The 22,420-nt window shown below is 44.8% G+C and carries 18 protein-coding genes and 1 pseudogene; 18 read left to right on the forward strand and 1 reads right to left on the reverse strand.

The window, feature by feature from the left end:
* Nucleotides 1-86: 86 nt before the first annotated feature.
* From rfbB to guaA, 9 genes are all read left to right on the forward strand, one after another.
* Nucleotides 87-1,112: a dTDP-glucose 4,6-dehydratase gene (gene rfbB / locus ABCW45_RS10475; RefSeq protein ID WP_343220804.1), complete on the forward strand. Its 1,026-nt coding sequence runs from the start codon at nt 87-89 to the stop codon at nt 1,110-1,112.
* 44 nt (nt 1,113-1,156) lie between these two features.
* Nucleotides 1,157-2,005 (forward strand): dTDP-4-dehydrorhamnose reductase, encoded by an 849-nt coding sequence (gene rfbD / locus ABCW45_RS10480; RefSeq protein ID WP_343220805.1) that lies wholly within the window; start codon nt 1,157-1,159, stop codon nt 2,003-2,005.
* 315 nt (nt 2,006-2,320) lie between these two features.
* The gene (gene glmM, locus ABCW45_RS10485) at nt 2,321-3,679 is read left to right on the forward strand and encodes a phosphoglucosamine mutase (RefSeq protein WP_343220806.1); all 1,359 of its coding nucleotides are present in this window, start codon (nt 2,321-2,323) and stop codon (nt 3,677-3,679) included.
* Nucleotides 3,680-4,266: 587 nt separating this feature from the next.
* On the forward strand, nt 4,267-5,940 hold the full coding sequence (gene leuA, locus ABCW45_RS10490) for a 2-isopropylmalate synthase (RefSeq protein WP_117472428.1): 1,674 nt from the start codon (nt 4,267-4,269) through the stop codon (nt 5,938-5,940).
* Between the two features lie 337 nt (nt 5,941-6,277).
* Nucleotides 6,278-7,522, forward strand: coding sequence for a PspC-like choline-binding domain-containing protein (locus tag ABCW45_RS10495; protein WP_015552510.1), 1,245 nt, complete (start codon nt 6,278-6,280; stop codon nt 7,520-7,522).
* 106 nt (nt 7,523-7,628) lie between these two features.
* Nucleotides 7,629-8,120 (forward strand): hypothetical protein, encoded by a 492-nt coding sequence (locus ABCW45_RS10500; RefSeq protein ID WP_117504601.1) that lies wholly within the window; start codon nt 7,629-7,631, stop codon nt 8,118-8,120.
* A 289-nt stretch (nt 8,121-8,409) separates the two neighbouring features.
* The gene (gene uvrA / locus ABCW45_RS10505; RefSeq protein WP_343220807.1) at nt 8,410-11,259 is read left to right on the forward strand and encodes an excinuclease ABC subunit UvrA; all 2,850 of its coding nucleotides are present in this window, start codon (nt 8,410-8,412) and stop codon (nt 11,257-11,259) included.
* Between the two features lie 336 nt (nt 11,260-11,595).
* The gene (gene iadA, locus ABCW45_RS10510; protein WP_117470439.1) at nt 11,596-12,744 is read left to right on the forward strand and encodes a beta-aspartyl-peptidase; all 1,149 of its coding nucleotides are present in this window, start codon (nt 11,596-11,598) and stop codon (nt 12,742-12,744) included.
* Between the two features lie 373 nt (nt 12,745-13,117).
* Nucleotides 13,118-14,662: a glutamine-hydrolyzing GMP synthase gene (gene guaA, locus ABCW45_RS10515; RefSeq protein WP_117504597.1), complete on the forward strand. Its 1,545-nt coding sequence runs from the start codon at nt 13,118-13,120 to the stop codon at nt 14,660-14,662.
* Between the two features lie 335 nt (nt 14,663-14,997).
* On the opposite strand, the gene ABCW45_RS10520 is transcribed toward guaA, so the two are convergent.
* Complete coding sequence (locus ABCW45_RS10520) at nt 14,998-15,435, reverse strand: helix-turn-helix domain-containing protein (RefSeq protein WP_343220808.1); 438 nt, start codon at nt 15,433-15,435, stop codon at nt 14,998-15,000.
* A 59-nt stretch (nt 15,436-15,494) separates the two neighbouring features.
* On the opposite strand from ABCW45_RS10520, the gene ABCW45_RS10525 reads away from it, so the two are divergent.
* The 9 genes and pseudogenes from ABCW45_RS10525 (at nt 15,495) to ABCW45_RS10560 (ending at nt 22,307) form a co-directional block, all read left to right on the forward strand.
* Complete coding sequence (locus ABCW45_RS10525; protein ID WP_015552545.1) at nt 15,495-16,208, forward strand: hypothetical protein; 714 nt, start codon at nt 15,495-15,497, stop codon at nt 16,206-16,208.
* A 14-nt stretch (nt 16,209-16,222) separates the two neighbouring features.
* Nucleotides 16,223-16,483: a hypothetical protein gene (locus tag ABCW45_RS10530; RefSeq protein ID WP_343220809.1), complete on the forward strand. Its 261-nt coding sequence runs from the start codon at nt 16,223-16,225 to the stop codon at nt 16,481-16,483.
* Between the two features lie 195 nt (nt 16,484-16,678).
* Nucleotides 16,679-17,014: a histidine phosphatase family protein gene (locus ABCW45_RS10535; protein ID WP_337495046.1), complete on the forward strand. Its 336-nt coding sequence runs from the start codon at nt 16,679-16,681 to the stop codon at nt 17,012-17,014.
* 18 nt (nt 17,015-17,032) lie between these two features.
* Nucleotides 17,033-17,275, forward strand: coding sequence for a hypothetical protein (locus ABCW45_RS10540; protein WP_243121999.1), 243 nt, complete (start codon nt 17,033-17,035; stop codon nt 17,273-17,275).
* A gap of 190 nt (nt 17,276-17,465) precedes the next feature.
* On the forward strand, nt 17,466-20,015 hold the full coding sequence (locus ABCW45_RS10545) for an AAA domain-containing protein (protein ID WP_343220810.1): 2,550 nt from the start codon (nt 17,466-17,468) through the stop codon (nt 20,013-20,015).
* 17 nt (nt 20,016-20,032) lie between these two features.
* Nucleotides 20,033-21,127 (forward strand): restriction endonuclease, encoded by a 1,095-nt coding sequence (locus tag ABCW45_RS10550; protein WP_015552550.1) that lies wholly within the window; start codon nt 20,033-20,035, stop codon nt 21,125-21,127.
* 38 nt (nt 21,128-21,165) lie between these two features.
* A pseudogene (locus tag ABCW45_RS17935) lies at nt 21,166-21,366 on the forward strand (helix-turn-helix domain-containing protein); the annotation flags it as partial.
* On the forward strand, nt 21,358-21,876 hold the full coding sequence (locus ABCW45_RS10555) for an NUDIX hydrolase (RefSeq protein ID WP_425518602.1): 519 nt from the start codon (nt 21,358-21,360) through the stop codon (nt 21,874-21,876). The pseudogene ABCW45_RS17935 and the gene ABCW45_RS10555, both read left to right, overlap by 9 nt.
* Nucleotides 21,877-21,896: 20 nt before the next feature.
* Nucleotides 21,897-22,307 (forward strand): AlbA family DNA-binding domain-containing protein, encoded by a 411-nt coding sequence (locus tag ABCW45_RS10560; protein ID WP_343220811.1) that lies wholly within the window; start codon nt 21,897-21,899, stop codon nt 22,305-22,307.
* Nucleotides 22,308-22,420 lie beyond the last annotated feature (113 nt).

Below are 22,420 nucleotides of genomic sequence, written 5' to 3' on the forward strand. Positions count from 1 at the left end.
ACAGGAAAGGATGGAACATGAGCTGAGTGTATTTCTGTATGAAAATTTTGCAGTCAGGATCATGTTCATGAAGGAGAAATAAACACATGAAAATCATCGTAACAGGCGGCGCCGGATTTATCGGCGGCAACTTCATCCACCATATGGTAAACAAATACCCGGAGTACCAGATCGTAAACCTCGATCTCTTAACATACGCCGGAAACCTTGAGACATTAAAACCGGTCGAGAACAAGCCGAACTACAAGTTCGTAAAGGGTGATATCGCAGACCGCAAATTCGTATTCGACCTCTTCGAGAAAGAGAAACCGGATATCGTTGTAAACTTCGCAGCGGAGAGCCATGTTGACCGTTCCGTTGTCGATCCGGAGAGTTTTGTCCGCACAAACGTAGTGGGAACAACGACACTGCTCGATGCATGCCGTACCTATGGAATCAAGCGTTACCACCAGGTTTCCACCGATGAGGTCTATGGAGATCTTCCGCTGGACCGCCCGGACCTCTTCTTCACAGAGGAGACACCGCTCCACACCTCCAGCCCGTACTCTTCCTCCAAGGCAAGCGCTGACCTCTTCGTTCTCGCCTACCACAGAACCTACGGACTCCCGGTGACGATCTCCCGTTGTTCTAACAACTACGGTCCGTACCACTTCCCGGAGAAGCTGATCCCGCTGATGATCAGCCGTGCCCTCGCTGATGAGGCACTTCCGGTATACGGAACAGGTGAGAATGTCCGCGACTGGCTCCATGTTTCCGACCACTGTGAGGCCATCGACCTGATCATCCACAACGGACGTGTCGGTGAGGTTTATAACGTCGGCGGACACAATGAGAGAACAAACCTTGAGGTCGTTAAAACGATCTTAAAGGCATTAAATAAGCCGGAGAGCCTCATTAAATTCGTAACAGACCGCCCGGGCCACGACAGACGTTACGCCATCGACCCGACAAAGCTTGAGACAGAGCTTGGCTGGAAGCCGAAATACAACTTTGATACCGGTATCCAGCAGACGATCCAGTGGTATCTGGACAACGAAGACTGGTGGAAGCACATCTTAAGCGGTGAGTACAGCAATTACTTTGATAATATGTACGGCGACTCGCCTTGGTAAAGATTTAAAGTAAGGCACTTTCAGGTGAAAGGAATAACGCGAACATGAGAGTTTTAGTAACAGGCGTAAAAGGCCAGCTTGGTCACGACGTTGTAAATGAGATGGAAAAACGCGGTCTGACTCCGGTCGGAGTGGATCTTGCAGAGATGGATATTACCGATAAAGAGGCATGCGACCGTGTGATCACGGAGGCAAATGTCGAAGCGGTCATCCACTGTGCCGCTTATACAGCGGTTGACGCAGCGGAGGACAATGTGGATGTTTGCATGAAGGTCAACGCAGGCGGGACAAGAAATATCGCGGAAGTCTGCAAAAAGCTCGGCATTAAGATGATGTACATCAGCACGGACTATGTGTTCGACGGACAGGGAACCCGCCCGTGGGAGCCGGATGACGAGAGACATCCACTGAATGTCTATGGACAGTCCAAATATGAGGGAGAGCTTGCAGTTGAGGAGCTGGTAGAGAAATTCTTTACCGTCCGCATCGCCTGGGTATTCGGCGTAAACGGCAAGAACTTTATTAAGACCATGCTGCGGATCGGAAAGGAGCGTGGAGCCGCATCTGTCGTTGATGATCAGATCGGATCCCCGACCTACACCTACGATCTCGCAAGACTTCTTGTTGATATGATCCAGACCGACAAATACGGCAGATACCATGCGACAAACGAGGGACTCTGCTCCTGGTATGAGTTCGCGTGTGAGATCTTCCGCGCAGCCGGCATGGATGTCAAGGTGACACCGGTGCACTCCGATGAGTACCCGGCTGCAAAGGCAAAACGCCCGATGAACAGCCGGATGAGCAAGGAAAAGCTTACAGAGAACGGCTTCGAGCATCTTCCGGAGTGGAAGGACGCGGTTGCGAGATATCTGAAGGAGATCATCTGGTAGAAGGATTCACTGCCTGAAAGCGGTGGAGTCTTATCGGACTGGGATAAAGATCAGAATTTGGCGATGAAGGACCGGTCCTGCTTATAAAAAGACATACGGCTGTCGGTGAAGACATGTTCTCCGGCAGCCTGTTTTATCAGAGAAAACAGGATCTGCGAAGTCCTATCAGCAGCGTATCAATGCGGACGATTTGGTGCAGATGCGCATAATCTATGAAGAGACAGAAGACCGCAGACTCTATAGAGAATGAGGATATCGTTTTATGGAAATGTCCGATTCTCTATAAGGTTCGCGGGATATGGAGGAAATTGAGGAATGGGAAAATATTTTGGTACCGACGGCTTCCGCGGCGAGGCAAACGTCGATCTTACCGTGGAACATGCGTATAAAGTCGGAAGATTTCTCGGATGGTATTATGGAAAACAGGCCAAGGGAGACCGCTGCAGAGTCGTGATCGGAAAAGATACGAGACGCTCCAGCTATATGTTTGAGTACTCCCTTGCGGCGGGACTCACAGCATCCGGCGCTGACACTTATCTCTTACATGTAACAACAACTCCGAGCGTGTCTCATGTGATCCGCACGGAAGATTTTGACTGTGGGATCATGATCTCCGCCAGCCACAATCCGTACTATGACAATGGAATCAAGGTCATGAACGGCAACGGCGAGAAACTCGAGGAGAGTGTGATCACAGAGATCGAGAAGTACTTAGACGGAGAGATGGAAGAGATCCCGCTTGCGAAGAGAGAAAATATCGGAAGAACGCAGGATTTTGCAGCGGGAAGAAACCGCTATATCGGTTACCTGATCTCTATCGCTACGAGATCCTTTAAGGGTAAGAAGGTTGGCCTCGACTGCTCCAACGGAAGCGCTTCCTCCGTTGCGAAGAGTGTATTTGATGCCCTCGGCGCTGACACTTATGTCATCAACGATAAGCCTGACGGACTGAACATTAACCGCGGTTGCGGTTCCACGCATATCGGGGAGCTTCAGAAATTCGTGAAGGAAAAAGGTCTCGATGTGGGATTTGCCTATGATGGTGACGCGGACCGCTGTCTGGCTGTGGATGAGAACGGAAACGTCGTGGACGGCGACCTGATCCTCTACATCTGTGGAAAGTACATGAAGGAACAGGGACTTCTGCGCAACAATAAGATCGTTACCACAGTTATGTCAAACCTTGGCCTTTACAAGGCACTTGACCGTGAGGGCATCGGCTACGAGAAGACGGCTGTCGGCGACAAATATGTATACGAGAACATGTCCAGGACCGGAAACTGCCTCGGTGGCGAGCAGTCCGGACATATCATTTTCAGCAAGTACGCGACTACCGGTGACGGAATCCTGACGTCCTTAAAGATCATGGAGGTTATGCTGGAGAAGAAGGAGACGCTCGGAAAGCTTGCTTCCGAGGTTACGATCCTTCCGCAGCTCTTAAAAAATGTCCGCGTGGCAGACAAGGCGGCGGCATTAAATGACCCGGATGTGCAGGCAGCAGGAAAGGCTGTTGATGAGGCACTCGGAAATGACGGAAGACTTCTCCTCCGCCAGAGCGGAACAGAGCCGCTGATCCGCGTTATGGTCGAGGCGGAGACACCAGAGATCTGCGAGAAGTATGTGGATCAGGTGATCGATGTATTGAAGAAAAAAGGTCATGTGACAGAAGGCTGATTGCTTGAAATATAAAAGATGAACGATGAGGCAGTGAAAAAATTCGCTGCCTCATTTTATATACGGTTACAGTCTCAGAAAGGCTTGGGAGGTGTATAGTGACTTCATAGTGACTTCATAGTTACTTTTCATGGGTAAGAATTTTCTGAACTGAAAATTCCGTATGATATCGTTATGACCGCGGATTTTGTCGATACGGAATGCGAAGCATCGGCAAAATCCTGTTACAGTGTGCGGGCATGGAGTGCCCGTGTACTGTAACACTTCATATCTCCTATATCTAAATGTTATGGCATAGATCCTTGCGATTCCATTTTCACAGTGATATAATGAAAAAACGGAAAAGGACGGTCAAAAACGCGACCGTCGATTGAATTTCACAAAAAAAGGACTGATGAAAATGGGGTTAGACCTAAAAGCGTAACATTGTTTATAATTGAGAAGTACAGCGTGGTTTACCGACTCCGTGGCCTGCAACTATGAAGCTGGAGGGAAACTGCAGTGCCTGGAAAGACTGCATGATTACAGAAATTCATGAAATGCAGGAATGAAAATAACTTTTATCAGAAAAGCGGAGGAAAGAAACTATGATGAATTATAAGAGATATCAGAGAGTACCGGTCATGAATTACCCGGAGCGGGAGTGGCCGAATAAAGAGATCCAGAAGGCGCCGATCTGGTGCAGCGTGGATCTGCGCGACGGCAACCAGGCCCTTGTAGAGCCGATGGTCGTTGAAGAGAAGATTGAAATGTTCAATATGCTGGTGCAGATGGGCTTCAAGGAGATCGAGATCGGTTTCCCGGCCGCTTCCCAGATCGAATTTGACTTTTTAAGACAGCTCGTTGAACGCAGGCTGATCCCGGACGATGTGACGGTTCAGGTTCTGACCCAGTGCCGTGATCACCTGTTAAAGAGAACCTTCGAGTCCATTCAGGGAATCCCGAAGGCAGTTGTGCATATTTACAACTCTACATCCACCTTACAGCGTGATGTTGTATTCCATATGGACCGTGAGGAGATCAAGCAGATCGCAATCGACGGTGTCGATATGGTAAAGAAGTACATGAAAGATTATGACGGAAAAGTGATCCTGGAGTATTCCCCGGAGAGCTTTACCGGAACAGAGATGGACTATGCGCTTGATATCTGCAACGCGGTCCAGAGAGCATGGGGACCGACACCGGACAATAAGATGATCATCAACCTTCCGTCCACTGTCGAGATGACGACGCCGAACGTATTTGCAGACCAGATCGAGTGGATGAGCAAACATCTGGAGAACCGCGAGAGCATCATTTTAAGCGTTCATCCGCATAATGACCGCGGAACAGGTGTCGCTGCTGCAGAACTTGCAATGCTTGCAGGCGCTGACCGCGTTGAGGGAACCCTGTTCGGAAATGGTGAGCGTACCGGAAACGTGGATATCCTGACCATCGCCTACAATATGTTCTCTCAGGGAATCGACCCAGAGCTTGAAATCGGCGATATCAAGAAGATCGCGGAAGTTTACGAGCGCTGCACAAAGATGCATATCGATCCGCGTCATCCGTACGCTGGAAAGCTGGTATTTACTGCATTCTCCGGTTCCCATCAGGATGCTATCAACAAGGGAATGCATGTGCTTATGGAAAGAAAGAGCGAGATCTGGCAGGTTCCGTATCTGCCGATCGATCCGTCCGATATCGGAAGAGAGTACGAGCCGGTGGTCCGTATCAACAGCCAGTCCGGAAAGGGCGGTGTTGCTTTCGTTATGGACAGCTTCTTTGGATTCAAGCTTCCACGCGGCATGCACAAAGAGTTCGCGGATGTGATCCAGAAGATCGCAGAGAAGCAGGGAGAGGTCGCACCGGAACAGATCATGGAAGAGTTCCGCATCGAGTATCTCGACCGCAAGGAACCGTACCACTTCCGCAAGTGCAAGACCACAGATTTCGAGTCCGGAGACCAGTTCACAACCGTTGCTGTTGTTACCTACTCTAACCACGGCGAGACAAAACAGTTTGAAGGTGTCGGAAACGGCCCGATCGATGCTGTGAAACGCGGACTGGAGGAGGAGCTTGGTATCTCAATCAAGGTTCTCGATTACAGCGAGCATGCGCTGACATCCGGTTCCGGGGCACAGGCGGCTTCCTATATCCACCTGATGGATCAGAAGACCGGCAAGGTGACATACGGTGTCGGCATCAGCTCCAACATCACGAGAGCATCCTTAAGAGGTATCTTCAGTGCAGTTAACCGTCTGTTTGGAGATGCAGAGTAAAATAAAAATGTCGGATATACGTTCAGTGCTGCGGTAAGACATAGGGAGAAACTGCAGTGTCCGGCGGCAAATCATAAGAAAATTTTAAATGCGGCAGAAATGGGAATGCAATCCTGTTTTTGCCGCATTTTTGCGTCATATTTTTAATGAAATGTAAGGAAAAAGAGAAGAGTTTTTAGGAAGTTTTCTGTATAATACAAGTACAAACAAAAAACGAAAGATATCTAACGGAGATATCGAAAACAAATAGCCACCGTGGGAACGATGAAAAGGAAACCGGTGGGAAAGTGAAAAAGTATATTCCGGAAACGGAAATATTTAGAAGAGGAGGGTTTCTATGAAGAAGAGATATTTTGCAGGTGCAGCAGTTGCGGCGATGATTTTAACCGCAGGAATGGCGACGACCTCTTTTGCGGACTGGTCGCAGCAGAATGGAAAATGGTATTACTACAATGACAACAACGGACGCCTCGTTCGGAATGACTGGGTATGCTCCAAGGATGCATGGTATTATATGGATTACAATGGAGTGATGCAGACAAACAGCCTGATCGATGATACTTATTATGTAAACGAGAATGGTGTCATGATCACAAACACATGGAAGTACATCAACAACAGCCGCTGGAACGAGAGCGGATGGAGATATTTTGGAGCGAACGGAAAGGCGTACACAAACGGCTGGAAACAGATCAATGACGTGTGGTACCACTTTACGGATTCCGTTTTGGATATCGGCTGGGTGGAGATCGATGGTAAGATCTATCATTTAGAAGATTCCGGAGCTATGACGACGGGCTGGAGAAAACTGGCGGACAGAGAGGATGACTGGGGTGAGTACTGGTACTATTTTAATTCCAGTGGAAAGCTGATCTATGATGGTGAGCTGAAGATCTCCGGTGAGACCTATATCTTTGACCACAGCGGAAGGATGCTGACTGGCTGGGTAAATGAGTCTGATTACACATCTACAGGACGTGACGACCTCTCCAACAGCGATGTCAATGCCCTTCGCTACTTCCGCAGCGGCGGACAGCAGATGAACGGCTGGAGATATATGGCATCCCCGGATGACGCTGAGGAAAACTGGTACTACTTTAAAGATGGCCGCGCATACTCCACATCCTATAAAACAACGGAGGCCTGCGGATACGGAATAGCAAAGATCAAGGGCGAGACCTACTGCTTTGATAAAAAGGGCCGCATGAAGACAGGTCTTGTGGAGCTGAGCGACGGCAGAAAGTTCTACTTTGACAGTGACGGAAAGATGAAGACCGGGCGGATCGTGATCAACGACGATAACCATGACAACGAAGTATTCTACTTCACAACTTCCGGCAGTATCGGAACGAGAGGCGACGGATTCACGGGTGTGAAGGACGGAAGTCTCTACGAGAACGGACGCCTTGTGAGTGCGGAAGAAGGAATGAAGTACGAGAAAGTCACCGTTGACGGAAAGACATATGTGGTCAACGAATCCGGTAAGGTAAAGACCAGCGGAACCGTGACAGATGCGGACGGCGTGAAATATAAGATCACGAAGGATCAGAACGGTGGATATAATGTAGAAGTTTCCTGGTAGGAATGGATACAAAAAGCTTGATTATATAAAGGATGATGACGGCGATGTTTTTATTGAATTGAAAAGAAAGTGTGTCTATTACATTATCTCATATGATTAGGAGGGAATGAATAGCTATGAAGAAAGCAAATTTTTTTATTTATCATCTTTGACAGTTATTTTGTTTAATATATTCTTTATTGGTTTTATTCTGAAAAACGGACATAAAGAATATATCCCTCCGGCAGGAGTCATTACATATGAATATTGGAACGAGCTGGTAAAAAATCCAGAATTAGTCGATGAAGTACTGGCAAGTAATGTTGCGAATATTTCAAGCGTATCATGCATTATATTTGTGCTTGAAATTCTATATGCACTGGCTGTTTACGATAGTTTAAGAAGTAGAGACGGACGATGGATACTACTCATAGTTCCTATAGCTTTTATCTCATACAAGATATGTCGACAGCTTTTCATAACGTATATCCCGGTGTACCATATGTTTATGCTGCTTCTACCGACTGAATTTGTATCAATAGTTCTGGAAGTCTTAAATTTATATGCGTATAGAAGATCTCGTAGCAGGGAAATGCTGAAAAACAGTACACACAGATAATGTAGAATTTCATAGAAACCCATAAAGAGAGACCCCGGCGGGCAGCTGCCGGGGTCTTTCGCGTTTTTGGGGGAAAAGACAGATGGATATGCCGATTGAAACGGTCTGCGCAGTCTGTGCAGATGAAAAGTGGTAAAACATAAAACGAACAAACGTTTGCATATGAGGCGAATTTGTGGTATACTGACCGTAACATGGGATAATGTCCGGAATACCTGGAAAACGTATAGTCCCGGAGCTCTGTGAGAATGATAAAGCAAAAGCAGACATGGCAAAGAGGAGAGACACAATGCCGAAGCAATATATAAAAATACGAGGTGCCAACGAGCACAACTTAAAAAATATTTCCCTGGATATCCCGAGAAATGAGCTGGTGGTCCTGACCGGACTTTCCGGATCGGGAAAATCCTCCCTGGCATTTGATACGATCTACGCGGAGGGACAGAGACGCTATATGGAGTCTCTGTCCTCCTATGCGCGTCAGTTCTTAGGCCAGATGGAAAAACCGGATGTTGATAGCATCGAGGGACTTTCCCCGGCGATCTCCATCGACCAGAAATCCACGAACCGCAACCCGCGTTCCACCGTAGGAACTGTGACGGAGATATACGACTATATGCGTCTTCTGTACGCGAGGATCGGTATCCCCCACTGCCCGAAGTGCGGCAGGGAGATCCGGAAACAGACCGTGGACCAGATGGTGGACCAGATCATGACACTGCCGGAGCGGACGAAAATCCAGCTTTTAGCGCCAATGGTCCGTGGAAGAAAAGGACGTCATGAGAAGGTTCTGGAACAGGCGAAACGCAGCGGTTATGTCCGCGTGATGATCGACGGAAATCTCCACGAGCTGTCTGAGGAGATCACGCTGGAGAAGAATATCAAGCACAATATCGAGATCGTTGTGGACCGTCTTGTTGTGAAGCCGGGGATCGAGAAACGTCTGACGGACTCCATCGAGACTGTGATGAAGCTGTCCGATGGTCTGATGATCGTGGATGTAGCTGGCGGTGAGCCGATCAACTTCAGCCAGAGCTTTTCCTGCCCGGACTGCGGGATCAGTATCGAGGAGGTGGAGCCGCGAAGCTTCTCCTTTAATAACCCGTTCGGCGCCTGCCCGGACTGTTTCGGTCTGGGATATAAGATGGAATTTGATGAGGATCTGATGATCCCTGATAAGTCCCTGAGTATTAACGAGGGAGCGATCGTCGTCCTTGGCTGGCAGTCCTGCGCGAAGCCGGGAAGCTTTTCGAGGGCGATCTTAGATGCCCTGGCTGCGAAGTACCACTTTGATCTCGACACCCCATTTCAGGATTATCCGAAGGAGGTCCATGATATCCTGATCTACGGAACCGGCGGAAAGGAAGTAAAGGTCCACTATACGGGACAGCGCGGAACCGGCGTTTACGACGTGGCCTTTGAGGGCCTGATCGAGAACGTAAACCGCCGTTACCGGGAGACGTTTTCTCAGGCCAGTAAGGCAGAGTACGAGAGCTTTATGCGGATCACACCATGTACCACATGTCATGGACAGCGTTTAAAGCAGTCTTCTCTGGCGGTGACAGTAGGTGGGCTGAATATTTACGAAGCTACGAATATGTCCATCGTAAAATTCAGGGAGTTTATCGATGATCTGAAGCTATCCGAGATGCAGAAGATGATCGGTGAACAGATTTTAAAGGAAATCCGTGCGAGGATCAGCTTCCTGATCGATGTGGGACTGGATTATCTATCCTTATCCCGGGCGACCGGTACCCTTTCCGGCGGCGAAGCACAGAGAATCCGTCTTGCGACCCAGATCGGTTCCGGACTTGTGGGAGTTGCTTATATCCTCGATGAGCCGAGTATCGGACTGCACCAGAGAGATAACGATAAGCTGCTGAAAACGTTGGAACATCTCCGGGATCTCGGAAACAGTGTGATCGTCGTGGAGCACGATGAAGATACGATGCGGGCGGCGGACTGTATCGTGGATATCGGTCCGGGAGCCGGGGAACACGGCGGAAATGTGGTCGCTGTGGGAACGGCAGCCCAGATCATGAAGTGTAAGGAATCGATCACCGGTGCGTATTTGAGCGGCCGGATCAAAATTCCGGTGCCGAAGGAGAGAAGAAGCCCCACGGGCTGGATCAAAATCCGCGGCGCGAGGGAGAATAACCTGAAAAATATCGATGTGGATGTGCCACTTGGAATTATGACCTGCGTGACCGGTGTGTCGGGATCGGGAAAGAGTTCCCTGATCAACGAGATCCTCTATAAGGCGCTGGCGAAAAAGCTAAACCGTGCCCGGACGATCCCGGGAGATCACGACGGAATCGACGGCGTGGAGCAGCTGGATAAGATCATCGCTATCGACCAGTCCCCGATCGGAAGAACGCCGCGATCAAACCCGGCGACCTATACCGGTGTGTTTGACCTGATCCGTGATCTTTTCGCAGCGACCACCGATGCGAAGGCGAAGGGATACTCAAAGGGTCGGTTCAGCTTCAACGTGAAGGGCGGTCGATGCGAGGCCTGCAGCGGTGACGGAATCATAAAGATCGAAATGCATTTCCTTCCGGATGTCTATGTGCCCTGCGAGGTCTGCGGTGGAAAGCGGTACAACCGTGAGACGCTGGAAGTGAAGTATAAGGGAAAGAGCATTTACGATGTGCTGAATATGACCGTGGAGGAGGCGTTAAAGTTCTTTGAGAATGTGCCGTCTATCGCGAGAAAGATCGCGACATTGAACGATGTGGGACTTTCCTATATCCGTCTCGGACAGCCTTCGACGGAGCTTTCCGGCGGCGAGGCGCAGCGGATCAAGCTCGCCACAGAGCTTTCCAGACGCGGAACCGGAAAAACGATCTATATTCTTGATGAGCCGACGACAGGACTCCACTTTGCGGATGTCCATAAGCTGGTGGAGATCTTAAGAAAGCTTTCCGAAGGTGGAAATACGGTGGTTGTGATCGAGCACAATCTGGATGTGATCAAGACCGCGGATTATATTATCGACATGGGACCGGAAGGCGGAGACCGCGGCGGTACCGTGATCGCGAAAGGAACGCCGGAGGAGATTGTGAAGGTTCCGGAGTCTTATACGGGGCAGTATGTCAAGCGGTATCTTGAGAACGGAGATGCCGGTTCAGACGAGTAAAGGTTACTTTTCATGGGTAGGAATTTTCTGAACTGAAAATTCCGTATGATACCGTTATGACTGCGGATTTTGCCGATTCGGAATGCGAAGCATCGGCAAAATCCTGTTACAGTGCGCGGGCATGGAGTGCCCGTGTACTGTAACGAGTAAAGAAATGAAAGTTTTGAATCATCACTTGGAATACTTCCGGCGGTATGTTATACTAAAATAATAAGAAAATCATAATTGCCCGACAGTAATTTCTATTACAGTTCAGCCGTACGCTGGTTTGTCTGAACTGAATTTCCCGCTGTCGGGCAGTTATGTAAAACAGGGATTAAACAGGAGGAATAAGCCATGCTGCTAGTAAAAAACGCAAAAGTTTACGCACCGGAATATCTCGGAGTGAAGGATATCCTGATCGCCGGAGGAAGGATCGAAAGAATCGCGGATCATCTGCCGGAGTATGAGGGATGTGAAGTAATCGACGGAACCGGAAAGATCGTGACTCCGGGTATTATCGACCGTCATGTCCATGTGACCGGAGGCGGCGGAGAAGGAAGCTTCCACACTCAGGCACCGCAGGTCCAGCTGTCCAGCCTGATCAAGGGTGGTGTTACAACTGTACTTGGACTTTTGGGAACTGACGGAATCAGCAGAAGCGTGGAGAATCTTTTAGCAAAGGTAAAAGCGTTAAAAGAAGAGGGAATTTCCGCTTATGCGATCTGCGGAGCCTATGGTTATCCGAGTACGACCGTGACCGGAAGTGTCAGCAAGGACATTATGTTTATCGATGAGATCCTTGGAGTGAAGCTTGCGATCTCTGATCACCGTGCGCCGAATATCACGACAGAGGAACTGATCCGTCTGGCCAGTGATGTCCGCACCGCAGGAATGCTGAGTGGAAAACCTGGATTTATCTGCCTTCACATGGGCGGAGATAAGAGAGCATTAAAACCGGTATTTGAGGCATTAGAGCGCACCTCGATTCCGCCGAAAACATTTCAGCCGACTCACGTGGGACGCAACGCGAACCTCTTAGAGGATGCGTTTAAGTTCGCGAAGATGGGCGGAACGATCGACCTCACCTGTGGGGAATCTGAAAGTAAGTTCCACTCTGTTGCAGATGCTGTCAAGAAAGCGAAAAAAGAAGGAGTTCCAATGGAGAAGGTGACCATGAGCTCCGACGGACAGGGAAGCTGGTCTAACTATGATGCAGAAGGAAAACTTGTGGAGATCGGTGTTTCCGATGTGGATACGATCTACCGTCAGATCGTCTACATGGTAAAAGAAGAAAATATGGATTTGGAGGAACTTCTGGCTCTCGGAACTAAGAATCCGGCGATGGCTCTGGAATTATATCCGAAAAAGGGTGCTGTGAAGGAAGAAAGTGATGCGGATATCCTGATCATGAATGAAGATCTCTCTCTTGATACGGTGATCGCTATGGGCGTGCCTATGATGAGAGACGGAAAAATCCTTAAAAAGGGAACGTATGAGAAATAATGTTGCTGCCTGCGCGAGGTGCAAACATGCCTGATTATGTACAGGAACCTTCATAGTTACTTTTCATGGGTAGGAATTTTCTGAACTGAAAATTCCGTACAATACAGTGGTGGTAGTGGATTTTGCCGATTCGGAATGCGAAGCATCGGCAAAATCCTGTTACAGTGCGCGGGCAAGGAGTGCCCGTGTACTGTAATCCTTCATACTCATTAAAGTACAGGTTTTGAGGGAAAGCACTTGCCAAGTTTCCATGAATCCCTTATAATTAGTTCCAAATAGGAAAATTTATATCTGTCCGGCATTCCGGCATGAATCGATGCGGATTGCCGGGCAGTTATCAAGAAGTACATGCACATATTTCAGGAGGCACCCGATGAATCAGGAAAAAATTATTGTTATCGACTTCGGCGGCCAGTACAATCAGCTGGTTGCCCGTCGTGTCCGTGAATGCCATGTATACTGTGAGATCTACTCCTACCGGACTCCGATCGAACAGATCAAGGCAATGAATCCGAAAGGAATCATCTTAACCGGAGGTCCGAACAGCGTTTATGAGGAAGGTGCTGCTACATGCAGCAAGGAACTGTTTGAGATGGGCGTTCCGGTACTCGGACTCTGCTACGGCGCGCAGCTGATGTCCCACGTTCTCGGCGGACATGTATGCAAGGCACCGGTTCGTGAGTACGGCAAGATCGAAGTGACTGTGGATAAGACAAGCAAGCTTTTCGGAGATGTATCCGAGAAGACGATCTGCTGGATGAGCCACAATGACTACATCGAGAAAGAAGCACCTGGATTCAGAATCGTCGCACATACTCCGGACTGCCCGGTTGCAGCCGCTGAGTGCGAGGAGAAGAAATTATATGCGATCCAGTTCCATCCGGAAGTCCTTCATACTCAGGAAGGTACAAAGATGCTCCATAACTTCATCTATGAAGTCTGTGGATGTGCCGGCACATGGAAGATGGACGCATTTGTTGAAAACAGCATCAAAGCGATCCGCGAGAAAGTTGGAAATGGAAAAGTTCTCTGCGCGTTATCCGGTGGAGTTGACTCTTCTGTTGCAGCCGTTATGCTCGCAAAGGCAGTCGGCGACCAGCTCACCTGTGTATTCGTTGATCACGGTCTTCTCCGTAAGAATGAAGGCGACGAGGTCGAGGAAGTATTTGGACCGAATGGCCCGTACGATCTGCACTTTATCCGCGTAAACGCACAGCAGCGCTTCTACGATAAATTAGCAGGCGTTGAGGAGCCGGAGAGAAAGAGAAAGATCATCGGTGAGGAGTTTATCCGTGTGTTCGAGGAAGAGGCAAAGAAGATCGGTGCTGTTGACTTCCTTGTACAGGGAACGATTTATCCGGACGTTGTAGAGAGTGGTCTCGGCGGAGAATCCGCAGTGATCAAATCCCACCACAATGTCGGAGGACTTCCGGATTATGTTGATTTCAAAGAGATCATTGAGCCGCTCCGCGACCTCTTCAAAGACGAGGTTCGTAAGGCCGGTCTGGAACTCGGAATTCCGGAGAAGCTCGTATACCGTCAGCCGTTCCCGGGTCCGGGACTTGGTATCCGTATTATCGGCGCCGTAACACCGGAGAAAGTAAAGATGGTACAGGAAGCTGACGCAATCTATCGCGAAGAGATCGCAAAGGCAGGAATCGCCCGCAATATCGGCCAGTACTTCGCAGCACTGACTAATATGCGCTCCGTAGGTGTTATGGGTGATGAGAGAACCTACGACTATGCGATTGCCCTGAGAGCCGTAAACACCATCGACTTTATGACTGCCGAGGCCGCTGAGATCCCGTGGGAAGTTCTCGGAATTGTATCTAGCCGTATTGTCAATGAAGTACCGCATGTTAACCGCGTACTCTATGACTGCACAGGGAAACCGCCGGCTACGATTGAGTTTGAATAATTTTCAAAAGCTCGCAAAGCCTAGTAAAATGAGCATTTGCGAGCTTGTTTTTTGCCTTGTGGTACTATTTTGGTACTAAAGTGAGCTGTGCAGGAATAGAAAATTGATGGCTTGGAATGCTTGCATTCCACAGACAGCAGATTTCTATTCCTATAGGGCGAACGCCCTACATCGAGATGAATCGAAGTGGAATCGAGATGGTGCACATCGGATGGCATTATGTTTCACGCATGAGGCCATGTTATTTTCTACTCAAAATATTCATTTGGAGAAATCTCTCCGTTATTTAATTTCGTTTTCATTTCACACCATTCCGAAAGGAAATCATTTACCAATCAATATTCAAAAGTTAATGCAACAGGTGCACCTGTACAGTCATAATCATCTTCGTTATAAGTTGGTCTGACTGTTTCAGATGGTTTTGCCGGAGTCATTGCAGTTAAGTGAATCAAATTGCCAGGAGCAGTGTACTCAGGAAATCTTGCACCTTTTCCTCTTGCTGGAAGTGAAGCTGCACTTTCTTCAAGCCAGAAAAGAGTTTCAATGATATCCTCTGCAGCACCAAGGCTGTAATCAGAAGTAGCTTTGTAATTGCAGTGCAGTGCATCGGCGAGCTTCAAAATCATATCTTCGCCGGGAATACGTGCACCAGTTTCGTATTGTGATATACGGACTGACATATTTTTTCCTTCAAAGCCAAGTGCACCGCCTAGATCATCCATTGTCATTTTACGGAATACCCGTATTTTCTTTATTCTTTCACCTATTGTCATAGTGTAGTTACCTCCATTTTGTGATCCTGTATGGGCTGTTGAACACTAAGTTATCTGACATGTCAGATAAAGTAGTTGTCACCATTCCAGAAAAAGTTTTATGCAAAGCTATACAGATTAAGGATTGTAGAGCAGAAGCGTTTTGTGGTTGGTGGAGCAAAGTATACAGAGAAAGCTCGAGCCGGAAACGGAATATTGAGAACGAGGAGCAGTATCATGAGTATCAGATATGGCATGTGGGAGTGCAGGAAGAACTGGACGAATTGAAGCAGGAGAAAAGGAATATTAAGAAGCAAATACAGCTTGCTGATGGAATTGTGAAAGAAGATTTGTATACGGCTTATTATGCAGTGTCGGAGAAAGAAGAAATCGTTGCAGACAGGGATGTTGAGATACCGGGGATGGAAGATGAGGCAGTGTCAGAGAAAGATGTGGCTGTTGAGCCGGAGACGAATGTTGTGGTAATAAATCCAGACAATAATCAGAATGAAATAGGCAGACAGAAAGAGCAAGCTGATAGTGCGAGAAAACAACAGACTGATTTAGGGGGAATAGGAATACCAGAGATTCTTAATTTGTCTGATGTGAATATGACAAGAATGGACGAAAGTATAATTAATGTGACAAGTAAAAGTGAATTGGTGAACATGAAGAAAAAGAGCCTGTGGACGAAGTTGGCTGGATTGTCAGGAGAATATCAGAGCTTGGTGGTTTTGAGAATGTCAGTGATTCTGTTAAGGCAGATGTATTCGGATTTGATATTGCTGATGTGAGTGGAAGCATAAGGATGTTTTCAGATGTGATGAAAAGGTTGGGGATAAAACTGGATGGAGATGAACTTTATGAGGAATTTCAGAGGATTTATGATGAAAGTGTTGGTAGAGATGTTGATAAAGGAAAGATGGAAGATAAGATGAGGAATAGGGACAGAGGAAGAAGATTCCTCTGCATATCCACGATTCACTTTACGCACCCGAAATATATATTGCAAACTAGGAAACAATCGCAAGAAGTTGCGATTGTTATTGATGATGTAGTGATTCTGTGATATCATATAAAAATATGGTACATGAAAACGGAGGTCAAAATGAAAGTATTGGTAACGAATTGTAGTCCTGTAAGAAATGGAGCAAGCGAAGGAACAGGGCGTATTACAGATTGCGTTGGAAGCGACGGATATGGGACGACCTTTGTATGAAAGACATGGATTTGTGAAAATGGAAGATGAAATGGAGCTGATCAAATGACAAGAGTTTATTTTGTACGTCACGCACAACCGGAGCATGATTGGGAAGAAGACAGAACAAGACCTTTGACGGAAGAAGGGAAGAAAGATTCAGTAGTTGTGTTAGAATTTTTGAGTAACAAGAAAAAAGATGCGTTTTATTGTAGTCCATATAAACGTAGTATGGATACTATTGCAGAGGCAGCAGATTTTTTTACAAAAGAGATTATAACAGATGAGAGATTGAGGGAGCGAGAAAAAGGTCCTGATGGAAACAACTACGGAATGTTTCAGAAACGCTGGGCTGACCATGATTATCATGAAGATGGTGGAGAATCCATTGCTATGGTTTAAAATCGTAATATAGAGGCGTTGAACGAGATTTTAGCAGATAATACAGATAAAGAGAGTGTTATAGGAACCCATGGTACTGCCCTTAGTACGATATTGAATTCTTATGACAATAGTTTCGGGTGCGAAGAATTTCTGCGAATTATAGATTGGATGCCATATATTATCGAACTGGATTTTGAAGGCGATAAGTTGGTTGGCAAACATGAACATTGCTATGTGGAGAAGGAATTCAAGGGCAATCAGCGTGCGGATAAGAAGTAGTGAGGAATAGATGAATACACGATATTATATGGTCATTATCAAGGGTGAAATAAAGACATCCGAAATAATGTCATGTGGTTATAATAGAAATACCCAAAAATGGGATGTAAAATTCAATAATGGAAAAACATACTCGTATGCATATTTGAATGTGGAAAAGTTGACTGATCCGGAGGTTTTGAATCCTAACATGTATCGGATTAGCAGAGAAGGACGAGAGTTCTTTGCTGTTAATGCAATATATGTATTTAGAAGCGGAAGTGAGTCTTATTGGCACATTTGTTTTGGCGATGGTAGTGAAAGAGATTATCGTCGGAACGACTTGCATATTATAGAGTCATGTCTTGCCCATAGTCAGTCATCAAATGTATTTGAATATATAAAGCAAATTGCAGGTTTGAGTAATCTTAAGAATGAAGAGACTGGTGAAAAATTATTGTCTAAGAAGTTTGCCAAGATTTCTTTTGTGGGTAGTGATGTAGCTTTAGCAAAGTATTTGAATCCATCATCATTGCAAGGAAAAAGAACAGGACGCGAATACATTCCAATTTTCCCATTTGGATGCAATAACAGTCAGTATAAGGCTGTAAAAAATGCCATGGAGAATCAGATTAGTGTTATACAGGGACCTCCAGGAACGGGGAAGACACAAACGATATTGAATATTATTGCCAATATATTAATGCAAGGGAAAACGGTACAGATAGTATCCAATAATAATTCGGCAACGGAAAACGTATATGAAAAATTATCTTCTCCAAAATACAATTTGGGTTTTATTGCTGCGACGTTAGGAAGTTCTAAAAATAAGAAATTATTTGTTGAGCATCAGGATGCCGCTTATCCCGATTTTTCGTCGTGGAAAACGGGAGAAGATCAAAGTGTTTTGCAGAAGGAAATAGAAGAGCAATCCAGTCAGTTAAAAAGTGTTTTTGATAAGCAGGAAAAACTGGCGTGTTTAAGGCAGGAACTTTCACGGTTGGTTACTGAACAGGAATATTTCAATCAATATGTTAAAGAATCAGATGTTCATACAGATAGTATTAAGTTCAAGAAAAAACTATCTTCAAAGCAATGGATGGTATTGTGGCAGGAGTGCCAGTTGATTTCAGAAGAGAAAACGGCAATAGGATTTTGGTTTAAGATAAAAGCCTTATTTAAATATAGAGTAACCGATTGGAGCATTTATAAGCAGGATATTTCAAAGATAATTACAACCTTTCAAGCAATGTATTATCGTGCGAAGCAGGCGGAGTTGTCTGGGAAAATTGCAGATATTGAAAAGTATTTAAATAGTGTTAATAAGAATTTGCTTGAGGATTTATGCGATCAGTCAATGGTTGTCCTAAAAGACAAACTGGCAAGGAAATATGAAGGTAACAGTAGTAGGAAAACTTTTAGTGAAGATAATTTGTGGAAGGAACCATACGATGTATTGGCTGAGTATCCGGTTATATTAAGTACAACATTTTCATCAAGAAACAGCCTGAATTCAGATGTGGTGTATGATTACCTTATCATGGATGAGGCATCACAGGTAGATATTGCAACTGGTGCGTTGGCATTGTCCTGTGCAAGGAATGTTGTTATTGTAGGGGATACCAAGCAACTTCCCAATGTTGTTACAGGTGATATAAAAGCTAAAGCAAAAGTTATATTTGACAGCTTTAATGTGAGTGAAGGATATCAGTATACAAACAGTTTTCTGCAATCCATTTTGGATGTTATGCCAAATGTAACACAAACATTGTTGCGGGAACATTATAGGTGTCACCCCAAAATAATCAATTTCTGTAACCAGAAATTCTATCGTGGTGAATTGATTATTATGACAACGGATAATGGTGAAGAGGATGTTTTATCGGTAGTAAAAACGGTAGTGGGAAATCATGAGCGTAACCATTATAGCCAGCGCCAGATAGATGTTATTAAAAATGAGATTATACCAAAATATGTTTCAAATCCGGAAGAAACCGGAATTATTGCACCGTACAAAAATCAGGTAGAAGCTTTAAGCAAGGAGATTACAGATATTGATGCTGCTACAGTGCATAAGTTCCAGGGCAAGGAGAAAGAGAATATTATTATATCTACCGTGGATGATGAAATATCTGATTTTGCAGATGATCCATATTTAATCAATGTTGCTGTATCAAGAGCCAAAAAGAAATTGATGTTGGTTGTAACTGGAAATGAGCAATCAAAAGAGCGTAATATAACAGATTTGATTGATTATATTCAATATAATAATTTTGAAGTTACTGAAAGCAAGATTTATTCGATTTTTGATTACCTTTACAAGCAGTATACTGAGGAAAGAAGGGCATACTTGCAGAAGCACAAAAAAGTATCAGAATATGATTCGGAAAATCTGATGTATTCATTGATAGAGGACATTATCTCCGCTAACAAGTATTCAAGCTTGGATGTTGTTTGTCATTTTCCGTTGAATATGTTGATTAAGAATCCAGAACTATTAAATGAGCAGGAATGTCAGTATGCAATGAATCCAGCAACACATTTAGATTTTCTGGTTTATAACAGAATTGGTAAAAAGCCTGTGTTGGCGATTGAGGTTGACGGATATGAATACCATAAAGAGGATACTGTTCAGGCTTCAAGAGATTTGTTGAAAAATCATATTATGGAGTTGTATGAAATTCCATTACTGAGATTTATGACTAATGGTAGTGGCGAGAAAGAAAAGATTATAGAGATGCTGGATAAGTCGGTTGGGTAACGAAAGGAAAGCTGCGTATGGAGATTATAAGAAGGGACGAGTTACAGGAACTTTTAGATGTTGTCAGGATGAAACCATATGGCAAAATCTTGATAACAGGTGCGGCAGGAAGTGGTAAAACTTTTTTGTTAAATATAATTGGAAAGATATTAGAGGAACAAGGAAGAAAAATCTGGTATGAAACGATGGTTTTTTCACAGATGGGAAATAAAATATGGAAACATTCATCTGATTTTACAGATGTTGTTTGTTTAGTGGATGGTTTGGACGAAATATATAGATATAAACAACAAATGGTAGAGAACATTAAAAATGCTAGAGGGTGTTATATATGCACTGCTAGAGAAAATAAGTTTGATATAAATTTTGATTATGAAATAAGGTTAAAGCCATTAACAGATAAACAGATATTATTGTTTATTAGTGATTATCTTGGTGCCCGTATCTCGAGTGACAGTATTGTAGAAGGTATTTTTAAAGAACTTGATAAGCAAAATTTAACGCCTAGAACGATAGCTGAAAAGCTTCATACAAAACTAAAGGGCGAGGGGCTTAACGAATATTTTCTTGATTTCGAAAAGGATATACATCAAATATATACATATAAAGGTGGTGTATCTCTACAACATCCAGAGATAGTTGTTCCAGAACGAAAAATTATTAGAGTACCAGACGAAATAAAAAATGATATAAAGGTAGTAACGCATTCGCTTGTGGATAAAGTTGCATTAAGACCAGAAATACTTCAAGAAATTACTCCTAGACAGTTTGAGGAACTGGTTTGTGAATTGTTTGAAAGAAAAGGATATAATGTGCAACTTACGAAACAGACAAGAGATGGTGGTAAGGATTTGATTGTTCTTAATAATTCAGTGTTAGGCGATTTGGTGATTTATGCTGAATGTAAAAAGAAAGCGCCTAGGCATCCTGTGAATGTTGGACTTGTTAGACAACTATATGGAACTGTTGAAGCGGACAGGGTTACAGCAGGAATAATGGTAACTAACTCATATTTCTCAAAGGATGCTCGTAGATTTCAACAGACGATAAAAAGTAGAATGAATTTAATAGACTATTCAGAGTTAATGAAACAGATAATGGATTGCAGATAGGAAATTGATAATTATTGAAGGTGAATGGAGACATTGTTATGGCAGTATCATACAATAAATTATGGAAATTATTAATAGATAAAAAAATGAGTAAATCGGATTTGCGTAAAAAGGCAGAAATTGCCCCTAACACAATGACAAAGCTTCGACGTGATGAAGAGGTAAGCCTTACAATTCTTAGTAAAATTTGTAAAACTTTACATGCAGACTTTGGGGATATTGTGGAGTATGTGCCGGATGCAGAAATATGGGATTTGTATAATGAGAACCGAGAGCTTCTGGGAAAAGACCATATCAGAGGAGAACAGTTACCGATAGACGGCTACCATTTGGTGGTGCATGTCTGGATTCGTAATTCCAAGGGCGAGTACCTTATCTCGCAGCGTTCTGCAAACAGACCAACACATCCTTTGATGTGGGAATGTGTGGATGGTTCTGTAGTAAAAGGAGAGGACAGTCTGCAAGGAGCGCTTAGAGAAGCCAAAGAAGAGGTTGGAATAGATTTATTGCCAGAAAAAGGTCAAGTTGTTTTGTCAGACATTAAGAAAATCGAGTTTGGAAAAGTGGCTAATAAAATTGTTGATGTTTGGCTGTTTGATTACGATGGAGAGGTTGATTTAGGCAATGCCACAACAGATGAAGTGGCGCAGGTTGCATGGATGAATCGGGAGCAAATTAAGGAATTGTTTGAGCATAATATGTTTGTGGATACATTGGAATACTTCTTTACGGAAGTGGACAAGCAGTAATTTGGAAAGTTGGTGGATATATGAAGGAAAAAGAACATCAATCCATAGAGTGGAAGGAATCATGGCAGGATGAGTATTTAAAATGGATTTGTGGATATGCCAATGCCTACGGTGGAACAATATACATAGGTACGGATGACAATGGTAATGTTGTAGGTATTGATAATGCAAGAGATTTATTAGAGCGAATTCCTAATAAAATTACGGACACAATGGGAATCATTGCAGATGTGAATTTGTTATATAAAGGCGAACTTGAGTATTTGCAGATAATTGTTGATAAATATCCATCTTTAATAAGTTTTCGTGGAAAATATTATTATCGTTCCGGAAGTACCATGCGTGAGATTACTGGAAAGGAATTGGAAACGCTGATTGTCAAGGTAGTTGTCAGTAAAAATTTATATTCTTGTTTCGACAGGTTACGCTGATTGTCAAGGTAGTTGTCAGTAAAAATTTATATTCTTGTTTCGACAGGTTATCAGATATTGTTCTGTACCTGACGTGAGTATCAATGAATACCCCATTTTTATTGACAATCACG

The sequence above is a fragment of the Pilosibacter fragilis genome, from assembly GCF_032490495.1.
Taxonomy (GTDB): Bacteria; Bacillota; Clostridia; order Lachnospirales; family Lachnospiraceae; genus Pilosibacter; species Pilosibacter fragilis.